Annotated in this window: 14 protein-coding genes; 10 read left to right on the forward strand and 4 right to left on the reverse strand. The window is 44.5% G+C overall.

Going from position 1 to position 16,503, the window contains the following annotated elements:
- Positions 1-11: 11 nt before the first annotated feature.
- The 3 genes from JMX03_RS02720 to nrdD all read left to right on the forward strand — a co-directional run bounded on the left by JMX03_RS02720 (position 12) and on the right by nrdD (position 3,256).
- The gene (locus JMX03_RS02720; RefSeq protein WP_201594299.1) at positions 12-743 is read left to right on the forward strand and encodes a LysE family translocator; all 732 of its coding nucleotides are present in this window, start codon (positions 12-14) and stop codon (positions 741-743) included.
- Positions 744-1,011: 268 nt separating this feature from the next.
- Positions 1,012-1,470: an anaerobic ribonucleoside-triphosphate reductase activating protein gene (gene nrdG / locus JMX03_RS02725; protein WP_201594301.1), complete on the forward strand. Its 459-nt coding sequence runs from the start codon at positions 1,012-1,014 to the stop codon at positions 1,468-1,470.
- On the forward strand, positions 1,463-3,256 hold the full coding sequence (gene nrdD / locus JMX03_RS02730; RefSeq protein ID WP_201594303.1) for an anaerobic ribonucleoside-triphosphate reductase: 1,794 nt from the start codon (positions 1,463-1,465) through the stop codon (positions 3,254-3,256). The genes nrdG and nrdD overlap by 8 nt, the downstream gene beginning before the upstream one ends.
- A gap of 148 nt (positions 3,257-3,404) precedes the next feature.
- Here the strand turns inward: nrdD and miaB are convergent, their stop codons facing one another.
- Entirely contained in the window at positions 3,405-4,874 is a 1,470-nt protein-coding gene (miaB, locus tag JMX03_RS02735; protein ID WP_201594305.1) for a tRNA (N6-isopentenyl adenosine(37)-C2)-methylthiotransferase MiaB, read from the reverse strand.
- A gap of 570 nt (positions 4,875-5,444) precedes the next feature.
- Between miaB and JMX03_RS02740 the strand changes: the two genes are divergently transcribed.
- The 6 genes from JMX03_RS02740 (at position 5,445) to JMX03_RS02765 (ending at position 12,021) form a co-directional block, all read left to right on the forward strand.
- Positions 5,445-7,502, forward strand: coding sequence for a lytic transglycosylase domain-containing protein (locus JMX03_RS02740; RefSeq protein WP_201577530.1), 2,058 nt, complete (start codon positions 5,445-5,447; stop codon positions 7,500-7,502).
- Positions 7,503-8,019: 517 nt separating this feature from the next.
- Entirely contained in the window at positions 8,020-8,883 is an 864-nt protein-coding gene (locus tag JMX03_RS02745; protein ID WP_227695187.1) for a ribonuclease T2, read from the forward strand.
- A gap of 261 nt (positions 8,884-9,144) precedes the next feature.
- Positions 9,145-10,134 carry a malate dehydrogenase gene (locus tag JMX03_RS02750; RefSeq protein ID WP_201575575.1) on the forward strand — a complete coding sequence of 330 codons (990 nt, stop codon included), beginning with the start codon at positions 9,145-9,147 and terminating at the stop codon, positions 10,132-10,134.
- A gap of 94 nt (positions 10,135-10,228) precedes the next feature.
- Entirely contained in the window at positions 10,229-10,744 is a 516-nt protein-coding gene (locus tag JMX03_RS02755; RefSeq protein ID WP_201594307.1) for a helix-turn-helix domain-containing protein, read from the forward strand.
- Entirely contained in the window at positions 10,732-11,577 is an 846-nt protein-coding gene (locus tag JMX03_RS02760; RefSeq protein ID WP_265090490.1) for an IS3 family transposase, read from the forward strand. The genes JMX03_RS02755 and JMX03_RS02760 overlap by 13 nt, the downstream gene beginning before the upstream one ends.
- A 204-nt stretch (positions 11,578-11,781) precedes the next feature.
- On the forward strand, positions 11,782-12,021 hold the full coding sequence (locus JMX03_RS02765; RefSeq protein ID WP_201575573.1) for a DUF2789 family protein: 240 nt from the start codon (positions 11,782-11,784) through the stop codon (positions 12,019-12,021).
- A gap of 139 nt (positions 12,022-12,160) precedes the next feature.
- Here JMX03_RS02765 and ribF read toward each other — a convergent pair whose 3' ends face one another.
- Complete coding sequence (gene ribF, locus JMX03_RS02770) at positions 12,161-13,204, reverse strand: bifunctional riboflavin kinase/FAD synthetase (RefSeq protein ID WP_201594309.1); 1,044 nt, start codon at positions 13,202-13,204, stop codon at positions 12,161-12,163.
- A gap of 271 nt (positions 13,205-13,475) precedes the next feature.
- Here ribF and JMX03_RS02775 point away from each other — a divergent pair, with 271 nt between their 5' ends.
- The gene (locus tag JMX03_RS02775) at positions 13,476-14,090 is read left to right on the forward strand and encodes a GNAT family N-acetyltransferase (RefSeq protein ID WP_201594311.1); all 615 of its coding nucleotides are present in this window, start codon (positions 13,476-13,478) and stop codon (positions 14,088-14,090) included.
- Here JMX03_RS02775 and JMX03_RS02780 read toward each other — a convergent pair.
- On the reverse strand, positions 14,087-14,731 hold the full coding sequence (locus tag JMX03_RS02780) for a hypothetical protein (protein ID WP_201594313.1): 645 nt from the start codon (positions 14,729-14,731) through the stop codon (positions 14,087-14,089). The two genes, JMX03_RS02775 and JMX03_RS02780, sit on opposite strands and share 4 nt — an antisense overlap.
- Positions 14,732-14,868: 137 nt before the next feature.
- Positions 14,869-16,419, reverse strand: coding sequence for a murein biosynthesis integral membrane protein MurJ (murJ, locus tag JMX03_RS02785; RefSeq protein ID WP_201594315.1), 1,551 nt, complete (start codon positions 16,417-16,419; stop codon positions 14,869-14,871).
- Between the last annotated feature and the right edge of the window lie 84 nt (positions 16,420-16,503).

A 16,503-nucleotide genomic window follows, 5' to 3' on the forward strand; every position in this document is an offset into this window, starting at 1 on the left:
GGGGTTGGTCGATGTCTTGGCATCTGTTTACCGTATTTTTTGTCAGTACTTTTTTTATTTCCGCGACCCCAGGCCCCAATATGCTCCTAGCATTTCAATATGGGCTAAATTATGGTGTTAAGCGCACATTATGGACGCTGGCAGGTCTGAGCCTTGGGCTATTCATCCTGCTACTATCGACCTTGCTTGGACTTGACGTTATCAGCCGTCAGTCACCTTGGCTGTTGGATATTATTAAGACGGTTGGCGCGCTATATTTAATCTATTTAGGTATCGCATCATGGCGCGATGCAGGCGATGGTAGCTTAATGAGTGATGCGCAAGAGATGGGTGCCGAAGTAGCTGCTGACTATCCTAGCACTATGCAACATACGGCTGATATGCCTAAGCCACGCTCACTATCGAGTGCGGCAGTCAGAGGGTATCCGAGCAATGTGACCTTATTTCGTACTGGCGTTTGGGTGTCACTATCTAACCCGAAAGCCATCTTGTTCTTCGCCGCCTTTTTCCCCAAGTTTATCAATTTCAGTGCGCCACTATGGCCACAGTATATTTTACTGACTATAGGGCTGTTTTTCAGTGAAACTATTTGGCAGATCATTTATACCGTTGGTGGTAAACAGTTGGCTGGATGGCTAGATATTGGCAACCGTTTAGCATGGCTAAACCGCGCTTGCGGGGTGATATTTATCTTAATTGCAGCGGCTCTGTTAGTTGAGGTTGCCAGTACCTTTATTGCTTAAAAATATAAGCAGTTGCTAAAGTTATTTTGAAAAATTGCCTATCAGAAAGCCGTTCAGTAATGAACGGCTTTTTTTTATTTTACTTATCTCTGACTTAAGGAGTGCATAAACATAATAATTAGAGTATCAAAATAATATACTACATGTTGTGTTTAATATTATTATAATATACTATATGTGCTAATACCTTGATTTGATTGTGGGTTTTCTATCGTTTTGAAATCGCCTGTTTAATTGCTTATTTAGAGTGGTTGTTTAGAGTAATGCTATGTTGAACATTGTTGAGTACGACATCGTGTTTCAAGAAGTACCGACCGAGGTAAGCTTGGCGCTGACGGTTGCAGGGTGCCCGCTCATGTGCCGCGGCTGTAGTCGTGCCGATACGTGGAAAGAAGAGCAGGGCACACCGTTAACCCATGATTTTTTAGCTGAGCTTTTGGGACGCTATGAGGGTTTAATCAGCTGCGTGTTGTTTATGGGCGGTGAATGGCAGCCATCAGCACTGCTTTTAGCACTTAAGCAGTGCCGGCAGGCTGGACTCAAAACGGCGCTATATACCGGCTTGGATGAGATTAAACCTAGCTTACAAGCAGAGCTTACCTATCTAAAAACAGGGCCGTGGATGGTAGAGCGCGGCGGGCTTGATAGCCCCGCAACCAATCAGAAGTTTATCGACTGTTCTAGTGGTGAGATATTAAATCATTTGTTTTGGAGGACGCATGTATAAATTAAGTTCAGCGCAACTGGTGGATAAGTTGTCTTTCATCGAAGATTACACTCAAGCGCACAACGCTGCAGATGGCTCGCGAGTGGATGCCAATGCCAACGTGACGGTAAAAAATATCGCCACGCTTGAGAATGAAGTGATGAAGGATTACTTCATTCAGATTAATCGTGCTCAAGTACAGCGAGAGATTACAGCGCATTTCGATAGCGAGTTGGCACAAGAATATGTGCGCCAAATTGAGTCGCACGAGATATATGTACACGATGAGACCAGCTTAAAGCCTTACTGTGTATCGGTATCGCTGTACCCGTTTTTGCTTGACGGTCTCAAGAAGCTTGGCGGTGAAGCCAGTCCGCCGCAGCATTTGGCGTCGTTTTGTGGCTCATTTATCAACTTGATATTTGCTATCAGCTCGCAATTTGCAGGGGCAGTGGCTACCGTTGAGTTTCTGGCTTATTTTGATTATTTTGCCCGCAAAGACCATGGCAAAGATTATCTGAGCACTCACAAATCACTCATCGAAAACTGCTTTCAGCAAGTGGTGTATTCGATTAACCAGCCCGCCGCCGCTCGTGGCTATCAAAGCGTGTTTTGGAATATCTCCTTGTATGATGAGCATTATTTTGAAGCTATGTTCGCCAATTTTGTCTTCCCCGATGGCGAGCGCCCTTGTTGGGAAACCGTTAAAGCACTGCAAGCGCACTTTTTGAGGTGGTTCAATGAAGAGCGTAAACGTGCCATTTTGACTTTCCCAGTGGTAACCTGTGCCATGCTCACCGAAAACGGCAAATGCAAAGACGATGAATATACCGATATGCTAGCGCAGGAGCTCGCAGAGAAGAACAGCTTCTTTATTTACCAAAGTGACAATCCAGACTCGTTAGCTTCTTGTTGCCGCTTGCGCAATGAGATTACCGACCACAGCTTTTCGTATACTTTGGGGGCAGGCGGCGTGGCGACAGGGTCGATTAACGTCATCACCCTTAACCTAAACCGTATGATTCAAAACGGGCAGGATTTGGCTGCAGAGGTGCGCAAAATTCATAAATATCAGGTCAGCTATCGCAAACTCATAGAGCAGTATGAGGCGGCTGGTATGTTGCCGGTCTATGATGCCGGATTTATCCAGCTCGATAAGCAGTTCTTAACCCTTGGTATCAATGGCATGGCAGAGGCGGCGGAAAGCCGAGGCATAGTGGTGGGCAATAATGAAGAGTATCGCATCTTCGTCAATGATATTCTCAAGACTATTTATGATGAGAACCGTAAAGCCAGTGTGCAGTATGGTTTGAAGTTCAATACGGAGTTTGTACCAGCAGAGAACTTGGGCATTAAAAATGCAAAATGGGACAAACAAGATGGCTACGCGGTGCAGCGTGATTGCTACAACTCCTATCTATATCTGGTAGAAGATGACAAAACCACTACTTTAGATAAATTTATGCTGCATGGGACAGAGCTGACTCAGTGGCTTGATGGCGGCTCGGCACTGCATCTGAATTTGGATGAAACGTTAGATAAAGAGCAGTATCGCAAGCTGCTCGATATTGCAGCGACCACAGGCTGTCAGTACTTCTGTATTAATGTGCGCACCACGATTTGTAATGAGTGTCAGCATATTGATAAGCGTACTCTTTATCACTGTGAGGCTTGTGGCTCAAATAACGTAGATCATGCCACACGCATCATTGGTTATCTAAAACGGGTGTCTGCATTTAGTGAAGGTCGCCGCTTGGAGCATCAGCTGCGCCACTATCGTCGTGAGCGCCAAGTCGAAGTGGCTTAAGTCGCTTATATAGCTTATGTGATTGAAGCTTTATATAAACTGAAATAAATAAGGGCGAGATACTCGCCCTTATTTGGTTAGATTTTTTCAATTTTTAAATGAATTTTGACAGGTAAGTTCATGACAATAAAGCAAACCCTTATCAAGTCTATGCCAACACTGCCTCAAGCTCACCCTTCACCATATGCGGGCTGACAAAGTCGGTCACACGGACGCTGACGATTTTGCCAAGTAGTTCAGCCATTTTATCAACGTCATAAGGGAACATTACTGTGCGTGTATTATCCGCGGTACCAATCAAGCAGTCTGGATGACGGTCGGCGATTTGTTCGACCAATACCCGCGTCGTGGTGCCGACCATCTCATGAGTTTTGGCAAGCGTTGAATCGATAATGACTTTTTGAAATTCAGCCAAGCGTGCTTTTTTAGTGGCAAAGCTCACATCGTCGGGCAATTCTGCTGCTGGTGTGCCTGGACGTTTGGAGTAAATAAAGCTGTACGAGTGGTCAAAGTTCAGCTCTTTTGCCAAGTTTAATGTCGCTTGAAAGTCTTCATCGGTCTCGCCAGGGAAACCAATGATAAAGTCGCTAGATAAATAAATATCAGGGCGAATGGCTTTTAGCTTATTAATCTGATCGATATAGACATCAATAGTGTGGTTGCGTTTCATCGCAGCTAATATCGCATTAGAGCCGCTTTGCACTGGTAGATGCAAGTGCGACACCAGCTCTGGCAACTGCGCATAAGCGTCAATGATATCATCGGTGAACTCTAACGGATGGCTGGTGGTATAGCGAATACGCTCAACGCCATCGACATGCGAGACATAGTGCAATAGCTCGGCAAAACGGCAAATACTGCCATCGTCTTTTTCGCCGCGATAGCCATTGACGTTTTGACCCAATAGGTTGATTTCACGAACGCCTTGCGCTGCTAGGCTATCAATCTCTGCCAATACATCATCGAGAGGACGAGACAACTCTTCACCGCGAGTATAAGGCACCACGCAAAACGAGCAATATTTTGAGCAGCCTTCCATGATAGACACAAAGGCTTTATAACCGTCGACTTTTGGCTCAGGCAAGAAGTCAAACTTTTCGATACTGGGGAAGGAGACATCAACCGTACCAATACGGTTTTTAGGTGAGATGTCACGCTGTTCACTAGATTGGTCGTAGAGCTCTGGCAGGCGATGCAAAGTTTGCGGGCCAAATATCATATCGACGTAGGGTGCGCGTTTTTGGATATTGTCGCCTTCTTGTGAGGCCACGCAGCCACCGACGCCGATGACGAGGTCAGGACGTTTTTCTTTCAGCTTGCGCCAGCGGCCCAATTCTGAAAACACTTTCTCTTGGGCCTTTTCACGGATAGAGCAAGTATTCATCAATAGCACATCGGCTTCATCGATGTCATGAGTGACTACCATGCCATGCGAGTCACCAAGCACATCAAGCATTTTGTCAGAGTCATAAACGTTCATCTGACAGCCTTGAGTGGTGATAAAGACTTTTTTATGCGCAGTAGATGTTTGCACTGGGTTTGGCTCTACGAGTGCAGTGACATCAGGCGCACTATCCACGGCGTCATTGATGCGGGGATTAAATACAGAAACACTCATAAGGATTGGTCCATGATTATCAAACAGTAGATAGCGGCGGCAGGCCATTAATATCGTCAATACACTTTAAAAAGAATACAATATTACTGGGATAAATTTTATGAAGCCTCTGGAGTGACACAGTCACACAGCAAGCGAGGAAAATTTGTACCAGTAGCACGTTAGCATAACTGTATTTACTTTATTTCGGACTGACTATAGGTGGCGTATTTTATCATAACCATCTGCCAATGTGAAAAGTAAGCGTATACTATTGGCTATAATCATGACAGATTATTTATAATACTATCAATTGCTTATACTGCCTTAGTATATATTTAATCAGCCCCTAGAGTTTATGCTTATATCACCTTTGTGTTACACAGGGCTATCGTATTTATTGATAAATGGTAAGGGTGCTGGTTGAAAGTCAAAACAATATAGTATGATGAGCGCTATATTACCTGATCACTAAGACAATTGAAGAAAATAAAGAGAGTAAATATGACAAAGCAGCCAGTTGGCTTTCGCAAACATAATGACACTTCTAAAGATGCCAACAGCTCGCTACAGGAGTCTGGCCGAAAAGGTATGGCGCGTTTAAATGCAAGCACCTTGCGTTTTGGTGCGTTAAGTCTGGCGACAGCGATGAGCGCACTGGGGTTGTCACAAGTGGCTTGTGCCGATCTGACTTGGGGCGATGGCAGTAGCACACAGCAAAGCGGTAGCTATCAACAGGATAATAGTGTGGATCATTTCACTGCCGCTGCGATAGCCGCAGATCGGGGTGATGTCAGCGCGTTATTCAACTATGAGCAGCTGATGAGTGGTGGACTGTTTGCCATGTATCCAACATATTGGCGCATGAATTTAGACTTGAATTCGCAAAGCTCAGCAGCCGTATCGCAGTTTGTGCGTCAATATCCAGGAACAGTGATGGCAGAAAAGCTGGTGGCTGACTTTGCTGAGACCAAAGCGGCATCAAACGATTATGCGTCAGTACGACAAGTGGCGAACCTGATCACCAACCCTGATGCCAGTGAACGCTGTGCCATTGCGCTTGGCTTCAATAATGGGGGCGATCCCATGCGTGCGATGGCAGCCAAATCAGACGTTTGGCTGACGGCGAAAAAGCAGCCAGCACTGTGTGATCAATTGGCTATGGAGATGAACAACAATGCGCTTATCAGTAATCAAGACCGTGTAGCTCGCCTTAAGCGTATGCTGCGCGCAGGTAAGACTGGCGACATCATGGCGCTGTCTTCACGTCTTGGTACGCCAATTCCTTATTCTAAATTAAGTGAAATACAGCTTAATCAATCATCGTTCTTTAGCCGTTTTGGACGCGAGCCTGCAAGTACAACCAATCAATATTTATATTTATATGCGATGGGGCGTCTTGCCAACAAATCTTATCGTGAGGCTGCGCTGCAATTGGATTTCGATATCAAGCAGGACAATCAGCGCTCAGCAAGATTGTTAAATGACGAGACGCGCCGATATGCCTACCGCATCCTTGGCGTTCAGCGTATGAATCACAATACCGATGATGGCTTTAACTCTGAAGCTGTCGATTGGTTTCGCCAGAGTTTAGATGATGATTTTAGCTTTGAGGAAGCAGAATATTACGCTATGGCTGCTATTCGTTTCAGTCGTTGGGATGATGTGGTCGAAGCTATCTCACAGATGGATGCCGAGATTCAACGAACCAATCAGTGGCAATATTGGCTAGCGCGTGCTTATGAGCAATCGAGCGATGCTAATAAGCGCAATACTGCCAAAAAGATGTACCAACATCTGGCCAAAAGCAACGAATACTATGGACTAATGGCAAAAGATAAAGTCGGTCAACGTTTCGATGTCAGTAGTATGGGCGGTGGCAACTTACCTAATGTCAGTAGTAGCGATCGTGCCCGTGCTATGCAAGATCCGCATTTTGCCCGTGCGTTTGCCCTATATAATGCTGATGCGAGCCGTGCCTATGCCAACCGTGAATGGAACTGGGCGGTGAAGCAAGCACGTGACAATCACGATGATGCGTTAATGGTCGCTGCCGCTCGTCAAGCTTATGATATGGGCTGGCTAGACCGTGCTATTTACGCCGTTGATAATACGGAAAGAGTGCATAATTTAGCATTATCGCATCCGATGCCGCATCAAAGTGCAGTAGTGCGTTATAGTCAGTCAGCAGGTATTGATCCAGCGTGGGCATACGGCATCATGCGCCAAGAAAGCCGCTTTGTGACCTCAGCGCGCTCAAATGTCGGTGCAAGTGGTCTTATGCAGATCATGCCAGATACCGCCAAGTATATTGCACGCAACTTAGGCGAGTCTTATAGTGCTAGCCGCGCCAATAGTGGCGATACCAACATCCGCTACGGTACTTGGTATATGAGCGACATCATGGGCAAGCTTAATTATCAGCCAGTATTGGCAACCGCTGGTTATAACGCGGGCCCCAATAACGCCAAACGCTGGCAGCCAGTCTATGGGTCGCTTGCAGCAGATCAGTATGTCGAATCGATTCCTTTTCCAGAAACCCGTAACTATGCCAAGCATGTCATGGAAAACGCCACTATTTATAGTAGCCTATTAGGTCGTAACCAACCGATCAGTCAGCGTATGGGGACTGTCCCAGCTGCCTTTTAAGCTTTCACGGATATAGATGCTGAGATAAAGCATCAAAGCGACTGTTGCTGAAAGAAAAACATACTGTAATAAAAAGCCATTAATCATATATGATTAATGGCTTTTTTTATGGTTTGATTGTTATTGGTCGTTAATAATCTATATTTTTCTAGGCACAGAGAACATCCTGTATAAAAAACAGAAAAGCAAGCTTGTATCAACCTATTTTTTTGCACATATCAAGGCAGTTTTTACGTGAAGCCTACGATTCTGCTATGGATTAAAAAAGGGTATTTGCTACCATTGTATTTATATACGTGCGGGTTGCATTCTGAGTTTGTCGCTGCAGTGTTTATATGTTTTTATATATGCTGATTTCAAACTATTTTTCGCCCACACTATTTTCCCACCCATATTGTATAAGTTGTGCCAGCTTAATCTGTGTAGCCTCGATTGAAGGGCTGTACTGGATAATGTAACTATTAGACGATTTAAATATTGTCGTTGATGATTGATAAAGGCTTAATATCTTTTTCTTATGAAAAAACTCGATACCGACATGCTTATGCAGAAAACAGCTGAACAGCAGCCGTCTGTTCAGGCACGTATACGACACGTATTAAATTTTGCAAGGTTAAGAGCTCGATCACCAAACAAAAATTGTGTATCAAAAAAAACCACGCAAAAAGAAGTACAACAAAAATCACCACCAAACGAATTGATAACACAAAGCGTACATTCAGATAGCCATTCAGGCAATAAATATAATCGTCATACATTATCTACCATTATAGGGTTAGCGGTTGTACAAGGAATGATGTCACTGCCAGCACAAGCAGCCAGTGCGTCTAAGACAGGACAGCGGGTATTAATGGTCGAAATGACGCCAGCACTGTGCAGCTTGCAACCATCACGTACTCGCATGCGCCAATGTTTAGAGGGTTATTCATTAACCGTGTCAGGCCTTGATCTTGGATACGGTGAGCGCTGCGGCCGAGGTAGTGAGCCAAGACTCAGTCCACTGCAATTAAAAGTCGTCAACCGTATCATGCCAGACAGCAGTGTTCGTAGCCAGGCATGGCAACACTATGGTGCTTGTAGTCCGCTTAGTGCCAGCAGTTATTTTCGACAAATCGTCAATCTTGCTGGTCAGTTAAAACTGCCCAGTGAGTTGAATACTGGTAATAGCTACACGGTCTCCAAGTCCCGTTTTATCAGCCAAATGACTCGGCTAAACAGTGGTATGTCTGCTGATGGTATCGATTTAATCTGTCAGGATGGTAGCCGCCGGCAGTCGATATTGACCGATATTCATATCTGTTATGAAGGCAGTCAGTTCGGTAGCTGTCATAATGTGGTCAACAGCTGTGGTAAGAACTTCATCATTTCAGGTCGAAAGTAATCTTCAAGATACCTAACGTCACCGTACCTTATCAGCGTTATATTGCATACGCACTGAACTTTTGTCAGCATAAAATGTAACAATATAAACGCCTATCATCGTTATATTCTATCTAGACGATTCACTAAATGAAGTGATACACTAGCCCTCGGTGAATGTCATCTACCATTTTTTGAGTTCAAAGCTAGAATGCTGGCGCTAAAACAATGGTGAGTACATTATCTAATGGCCAATATCTAATAATCAATTAGGGAATATTCTATGTCTATGAAACAGCCTTTACGCGTTGCCGTGACTGGTGCTGCTGGTAATATCAGCTATGCTATGTTATTTCGTATTGCATCTGGTGAGATGCTAGGAAAAGATCAGCCAGTTATCTTGCAATTACTTGAAATCACTCCAGCTCTCGATGCTCTAAAAGGTGTCGTTATGGAACTAGAAGATTGTGCATTCCCTTTATTGGCAGGTGTGGTTCAAACTGATGATGCTAATGTTGCATTCAAAGATATTGACTATGCATTATTGGTTGGTGCACGTCCACGTGGCCCAGGTATGGAACGCAAAGACTTGCTAGAAGCCAACGCTGCGATTTTCTCAGCACAAGGTAAAGCCCTTAATGATGTGGCAAGCCGTGATGTAAAAGTATTGGTCGTGGGTAACCCTGCCAACACCAACGCCCTTATCGCTCAGCGTAACGCACCAGATCTTGATCCGCGTAACTTCACTGCGATGACTCGTTTAGATCATAACCGTGCTATGGCACAGTTGGCTGAAAAGACTGACAGCACTGTTAATGACATCAAAAACATGACCATCTGGGGCAACCACTCATCAACTCAGTATCCAGACCTGACTGCTTGCACCGTAAATGGTAAGCCAGCGCTAGATTTGGTTGATCGCGAATGGTACGAAAACACTTATATCCCAGAAGTACAGCAGCGCGGTGCAGCGATTATCAAAGCTCGCGGTGCTTCATCTGCCGCTTCTGCTGCCAACGCTGCCATCGCACACATGCGTACGTGGGCACTTGGATCTGACGAAAACGATTGGGTATCAATGGGTGTTTACTCAAACGGCGAATATGGTATCGCTGAAGGTTTGATCTACTCATTCCCATGTACTTGTAGCAATGGTGACTGGTCTATCGTCGATGGCGTAGACGTATCTTCAGATTTCTCAAAAGAGAAAATGGCCGCTACTGAGCAAGAGCTGAGTGAAGAGCGTGATGCAGTATCTCATCTACTACCGTAAGTAGACAGATCGCTAAAACCTGAGTAATAATTACAAGAAGCCCTCCTTTTGAACTGACCCCCATAAGTTGGACACAACTTTTGGGGGTGTTTTTATGCGTTACGATCTAGACTTTAAGATCAAAGTCATTGCATACTACAAAGAAGGACATAGTAGCAGTGCGACAGGTGAAAAGTTTGGTGTAAATCCAAGGTTTGTACGCAAATGGATTGAACAATATCAAAGCGGTGGTATAGGCGCCATTAAACCTAAGACCAGTAAAGCTAAATACAGTAGCGAGTTTAAGTACAAAGTGATTGAAGCGATGTTGATAGAAGGATTAACCCAATCTGAAACCGCCCTTAAATTCCACATCAGCTCACCTGCGCTTATTAGCCACTGGCACAAAGCTTATCGCTTCTACGGTATGTCTGGACTCACATCCAAATATAAAGGTAGTCACTCTATGGCATCTCCTATCACAGACAAACCTGATAATGAAAAGACCCTAGCAGAGCTCAAGCGTGAACTGCAATATCTGCGTGCGGAGAACGCCTATCTAAAAAAGCTCGATGCCTTGCTTCGGGAAAAGGAACAAGCCGCGACAAAGCAAGGCTCATCGAAGGATTAAGACTAAAGCACGCGTTATCTGACTTACTCACCATAGCAAAGCTTGCAAGGAGTAGTTTCTACTATCATAGAGCACAGCTTTGGAGTGAAGATAAATACGCCGATCTCAAACAGCGCATCAGGGATATCTATCATCAGCACAAAGGTCGGTATGGCTATCGTAGAATCACTCAAACACTTAAGAGTGAAGGGTTAAGGTATAACCATAAGCTCATCGCACGGCTTATGAGTGAGCTTAAGCTGACTGCTAGAATCAGACAACAGAAGTATCGATCCTACAAAGGACAGTGCGGCGTCATAGCTAAGAATAGAGTCAAGCGCAAGTTCAGGGCGGGTGCGCCTAATCGCAGGTGGTTTACTGACATTACTGAGTTTAAAGTGGGCGAGGATAAGTTGTATCTGTCTCCTATACTAGATTGCTATAACAATGAGATCATCAGCTATACGCTCTCAAGACGACCGGTATATGACTTAGTGAAACAGATGCTAGATAGTGCACTTAAAGGCATACCTAAAAAGCGCAAGGAGCAGCTAACACTACATTCAGATCAAGGCTGGCATTATCAGATGAAGCCGTTTGCAAAGTCGCTTAAAGCGAATCATATTAAGCAAAGTATGAGCCGTAAGGGGAATTGCTTAGACAATGCATTGATGGAAGGGTTCTTCGGTACGCTGAAGTGTGAGACGATTTATATTGAGAAACCAGAAACTATTGAGGACTTAGAGCAACAGATTCATGAGTATATTCACTACTATAATCATGAGAGAATTCAGATGAAACTAAAAGGACTGAGCCCTGTGAAATACAGAACTCAGTCCTTGATACAAACTTAAACAGTCCAAGTTTAGGGGGTCAGTTCACTTTATGTGAGGGCTTTTTTGTTGTTAACATAACTGATAACGTTGGATAACAGCTTTTAAAATGAGTATTGCTACAATAGGTCTTGTGGTACACGTTTAGACAGTAGGTATTATTATGCAGAATATCTATTGATCTAGCGCATAAAAATAAACGAATAATACTTAAGGAGTGAGATAATGTTAGGTGATATAGATTATACGATGAATGATTTATTTGCGCAGTTAGGACTTGATAGCTCAGATGAGGCCATTGAAAGTTTTATCAAAAATAACCAGTTGGGAAGAGATGAGTCATTAAAAGATTCTGATATTTGGAATGAGAAACAGCGCATGTTTTTACAAGAAGAATGGAAGAGAGATGCCGTTTGGGTTGAGATTATTGATGAGCTGAATGTGCGAATGCATCCAGAGGCTTAATCTCAGGTATTTGTCATCAAGCGCATAGCAATACAGAAATGATGACAACGCAAAAATAAAGTGAAAAACCCATAATGCTGATGATTATGGGTTTTTTTGGTTGAGCTCCACGGTTAAGCTATTTGATTGATGATGGCTATCAGCTAAGTTGCTCTTTTCGCCACTCTAGCAGTTCTGTAATGTCATTTTGGATGCCACTCTTTAGCGCATCCAAGCTTTCGTAGCGGCGCTCACCATGCAAGAAGTGTAAAAAGCGTACCTGTAATCTTTTATCGTAAAGGTTCGCTTGCAGCTGCGGAAAATGTACCTCTAAACGCCACTCAAGCGCTTTATCAACAGAGGGTCTAGTGCCTATATTTGCAGTGCCAAACAGACTATGGGGTCTTAGGCCTGCTAGACCTTTTTGCTCATCATTATCTGCTAGAGCCGCCAGCCCATTCGGTACTATTTGATTATCATCATCAAGTAGCACCACATCGACAGCAAAGATACCATGTAAGGCAGGTTTGATCCGCGCCAGATCGACATTGGCAGTTGGAAAGTCTATGGTACGGCCAATTTTGTCACCACCTACCACGATACCAGAGATAGTATAATCTCGACCTAATAAAGCATTCGCTGCACATAGGTCACCAGCCAGTAGTAGGTCACGAACACGAGTAGAGCTAATACGCTTTGCAGTATCACTATCATCAGTGACCGTTTGCAAGTTGGTTACGTGTAAGCCGTAGTTACGTAAGAACTGACTGTCACCTGTGCGGTCATGACCAAAACGAAAATCATCACCCAAAACCAACGCTTGTACATTTAAACGTTGAACCAATATATCCGCGAAAGCTTGTGCAGAGAGTGCGCGAAAGGAAGCGTCAAAGCTGGCAACAATCAATGTCTCGACGCCATATTCCGCCAGTAAGGCTTGTTTTTCTGCCAGATTGGTCAGGCGTGCAGGAGCAGTCTCTGGTGAAAAAAACTCACGTGGCTGCGGCTCAAAGATCATAACTGCTGAGCCAAGCTTACGCTCATCTGCCAACTTGCGTACTTGAGCAAGCATTGCTTGATGACCTAAATGTACGCCATCGAAGTTACCAATAGTCAGCACACAGGGTGCTAATACTATGGGGCTAGTGTTTGCCTGCATAGCGTTTGGTAACGCCATCAGTTGCTCAAGAAAGTAGGTGTTCATAAGTTTGCAGCTGTCATAGGGTCAGGTAATAGATAAAAACACATCCATAGCAAAACTATGGTCAAAAAAGTGTTGAGTCGCTACAATCTTAACCGCCCAAGATGTACTATTTGTACAATCTGCGCTCGGTCGCTTTGTATCGATTTTCGACTTTTCTGACTGGAAGTGTGTTCAAAACTTGCCATTATAAAGTAAAATAGCGGCACTGACACCATTATCAGTGCCTCATGAGCACTTAGTAGCAACTCTTCATTATTCATCAGGGAATTCTATGTCTGACCTCAGTTGTATAGCGCCCACATTATCGATAGCTAGGCTGAGCGATCAGTTCATAGTGCAGCGAGCCAGTATAGAAGACCTGCCAACCGTATTAGAGATTTATAATCAAAGCATACCTGGCAAGCAGGCAACAGCCAACTTGGCAGTGGTGACCATCGATGAACGTGCGGCTTGGTTTGCTGAGCATCTGAACAGCCCAACGCGCCCCATCTATGTGGTCAAAACGCTTGCAAGCAGCGAAAAAACGACGAGCAAATCGCCAACTGTGGTGGCATGGGGCAGTTTTAGTGATTTATATGCGCGTACGGCTTATCACATCAGCACTGAGATCAGTATTTATCTGCATCAAGAGTATCATGGACAAGGATTGGGTAGCTTACTAACCCGCTGGATGCTGACGCAAGCGCCAAATCTAGGTATTCAGAATGTTGTCGCGCTTATTTTTGCTCATAATCAGCCAAGCTTAGGACTGTTTCATAAGCTTGGCTTCGAGCAGTGGGGATATATGCCGAAAGTCTGTGATATGCAGGGCTTCATCGCGGATGTCGTGATGCTGGGTTTAGCGGTGGCATCAGTTGATGAGAACAACAACAGCGAGACGCTTTAACCCAAGATTTTCCACTTGCCGTCTATCTTTTGTAACTCATAAATCAAAGGTGCAGGCGCGCTTTGACCTTTTAGCATCAACTCACCTGTAATGGTGGCACGCGTTTTATCATCATTATAGGTAGTATCAGTGATGGTCACGGCGTCGACCGTTTGTTGAAAAGCAGATTGAGTGTTGGCAAGCTCTTGCTCAAAGTGTGCCATATCTACTTCGTAGTAAGAGGCGGACTTTTTCGCGTCGCCATAATACAAACTATCTAACGCCTGCTTAACGGTATCTTCTGGCGTGCCAGCTTGGGTGGGGTTGGTGACTAGACTGGGCTGCTTATCAGTGCTTGTTATAGGGTTTATATTATCACTGGTAATGGTGGTTTCGTTCTCTATATTTTCTAAGTCGGTATCAGTATCAGTAGCATCTGCTATCTGCGCATCTCCAGCAGCATCGTCATCTAATGTTTCTACTTGAGCAGCTGCGTCATTTTCTGAATCTTCAACCACAGCTGCCGCATTATTTGTTTCGACAGTGGCTTCTGTCTCTATATTATCGTTATTGCTACAAGCGCTCAGTAGCAGTCCGCTGCTCAGGACACCAGCAGCAAATATAATGAGTAGGCGTTGGGACTTTACCTGTTTATTTATCATATCAAACCTCAAAACTCATTTATCAATTAATGACTCATTTATAAACAATTATGACAATTATCAGTATCGTTGACTGTCAATTCTCATGATAGGCTTGTTTTGGTTTAGTAAGTTTATGCCTTATTGGATTCATTCATTTATCCATGTCTGAGCTGACGCGGGCGAAACCCTGAAACCAGTAACACCACACCATATACCAAGGCGCCAACCGCACACATGATGAGCAAAGCAATGATACGTCGCCACTGGGTATCATCGGTTGGGAAGTAGGGCAGCATGACATAAAGTACGCCCGTCATAGCGCTTGTCGCCAGCAAAAACTGTGCAAAAAGCTTTTTCCAGTGACTGCCAAAGCGGAATATCCCGCGTTTGTGTAAGAAGTAATATAATAAACCCGCGTTCACAAATGCGGCTCCTGTGGTCGCTAGAGCCAAGCCACCATGCAATGGCATCTCAAACAAGTAAAATATTCCAATAAAAATCACACTAAAAATCATATTGGCAAACACAGATACGATACCAATTTTGACCGGTGTTCTGGTGTCTTGCCGTGCAAAGAAGGCTGGAGCGAATATTTTAATCAGCATAAATCCTAAGATGCCGCCAGCCATACTACGCAGTGCCAAGCCACTCATCTCTGCATCACGTAATGAAAACTCACCACGTAAAAACAATGCCTGCATCAGGACGTCAGAGAGGATAAATAGCGCCGCTGATGCTGGCACGCCCACCAAAATAATCAAGCGAGCCGCCCAATCGATGGTCTTTTTAAAGCTCACATCATCTTTTTGTGCTTCGCTTTTTGATAAGCTTGGCAAAATAACCGTACCAATCGCTACACCGATTAGCCCTAATGGCAGCTCGCTCATACGCTCAGCCGCATAGAGCCAAGAGACGGAACCGCCAATCATCAGTGAGGCAAATATCGTGTTGAGTAATAGGTTAATCTGAGTGACAGAGACACCGAAGATAGCGGGTAGCATCAGCTTTAGAATGCGCTTAACCCCTTCGTGGCCAAAGTCGACCTTGGGTGCGACCAGCAGTTTTTGTTGCCATAGCTGTGGCAATTGTATCAAGAACTGCAGTAAACCTGCGATAGCGACGGCATAACCAAGCGCCATAATCGGCGTATCGAACATAGGTGCAAATATCAGAGCACCGCCAATCATACACAGGTTGAGCAGTACTGGGGCAAAGGCCGGCGCGGCAAAGCGTCCATAGCTTTGCAGGATGCCGCTGGCAAACGCGGTCATGGAGATGAATAACAAATAAGGGAAGGTAAGACGCAGTAGCTCAGCAGTAATGGCAAATTTATCGGGTTGGTTGGCAAATCCTGGGGCAAATAAAGTCACTACCCAAGGCGCGATCAAAATAACAACTACCGTCAGCATGGATAAAACCAGCAACAGCGCTCCAGAGGTGCGACTGACCAGTATCTGTACCTGTTGTAAGCTGTATTTTTCTTTATACTCAGACAGTACAGGAACGAAAGCTTGACTAAAAGCGCCTTCTGCAAATAGACGCCGCAAAAAGTTAGGTATCTTAAAGGCGACCAAAAAGGCGTCCATGAGTCCGCCTGCACCAAATACACTTAATAACACCACATCACGTACCAAACCTAAGATACGCGATAGCATGGTCATGCTGCTGACTATCATTGTGGAGCGAAATAAACGACTTTTTGCCATGAGAACCTATTTGCTAATTTGTCTGCGGATATATTTGTTAACTTAATAATGCCAAAAAACTGACGGATTATAGCACTTTAAGTA

Origin of the sequence: Psychrobacter fulvigenes, from assembly GCF_904846155.1 — a bacterium.
Taxonomy (GTDB): Bacteria; Pseudomonadota; Gammaproteobacteria; order Pseudomonadales; family Moraxellaceae; genus Psychrobacter; species Psychrobacter fulvigenes.

What these genes read in the sequence shown, in the direction of transcription:
- JMX03_RS02780 (WP_201594313.1), bottom strand. Translation starts at nt 14,731, where the DNA reads ATGATAAATAAACAGGTAAAGTCCCAACGCCTACTCATTATATTTGCT.
- JMX03_RS02750 (WP_201575575.1), top strand. Translation starts at nt 9,145, where the DNA reads ATGTCTATGAAACAGCCTTTACGCGTTGCCGTGACTGGTGCTGCTGGT.
- nrdD (WP_201594303.1), top strand. Translation starts at nt 1,463, where the DNA reads ATGTATAAATTAAGTTCAGCGCAACTGGTGGATAAGTTGTCTTTCATC.
- JMX03_RS02775 (WP_201594311.1), top strand. Translation starts at nt 13,476, where the DNA reads ATGTCTGACCTCAGTTGTATAGCGCCCACATTATCGATAGCTAGGCTG.
- miaB (WP_201594305.1), bottom strand. Translation starts at nt 4,874, where the DNA reads ATGAGTGTTTCTGTATTTAATCCCCGCATCAATGACGCCGTGGATAGT.
- JMX03_RS02720 (WP_201594299.1), top strand. Translation starts at nt 12, where the DNA reads ATGTCTTGGCATCTGTTTACCGTATTTTTTGTCAGTACTTTTTTTATT.
- JMX03_RS02765 (WP_201575573.1), top strand. Translation starts at nt 11,782, where the DNA reads ATGTTAGGTGATATAGATTATACGATGAATGATTTATTTGCGCAGTTA.
- JMX03_RS02745 (WP_227695187.1), top strand. Translation starts at nt 8,020, where the DNA reads ATGAAAAAACTCGATACCGACATGCTTATGCAGAAAACAGCTGAACAG.
- murJ (WP_201594315.1), bottom strand. Translation starts at nt 16,419, where the DNA reads ATGGCAAAAAGTCGTTTATTTCGCTCCACAATGATAGTCAGCAGCATG.
- JMX03_RS02755 (WP_201594307.1), top strand. Translation starts at nt 10,229, where the DNA reads ATGCGTTACGATCTAGACTTTAAGATCAAAGTCATTGCATACTACAAA.
- nrdG (WP_201594301.1), top strand. Translation starts at nt 1,012, where the DNA reads ATGTTGAACATTGTTGAGTACGACATCGTGTTTCAAGAAGTACCGACC.
- JMX03_RS02740 (WP_201577530.1), top strand. Translation starts at nt 5,445, where the DNA reads ATGGCGCGTTTAAATGCAAGCACCTTGCGTTTTGGTGCGTTAAGTCTG.
- ribF (WP_201594309.1), bottom strand. Translation starts at nt 13,204, where the DNA reads ATGAACACCTACTTTCTTGAGCAACTGATGGCGTTACCAAACGCTATG.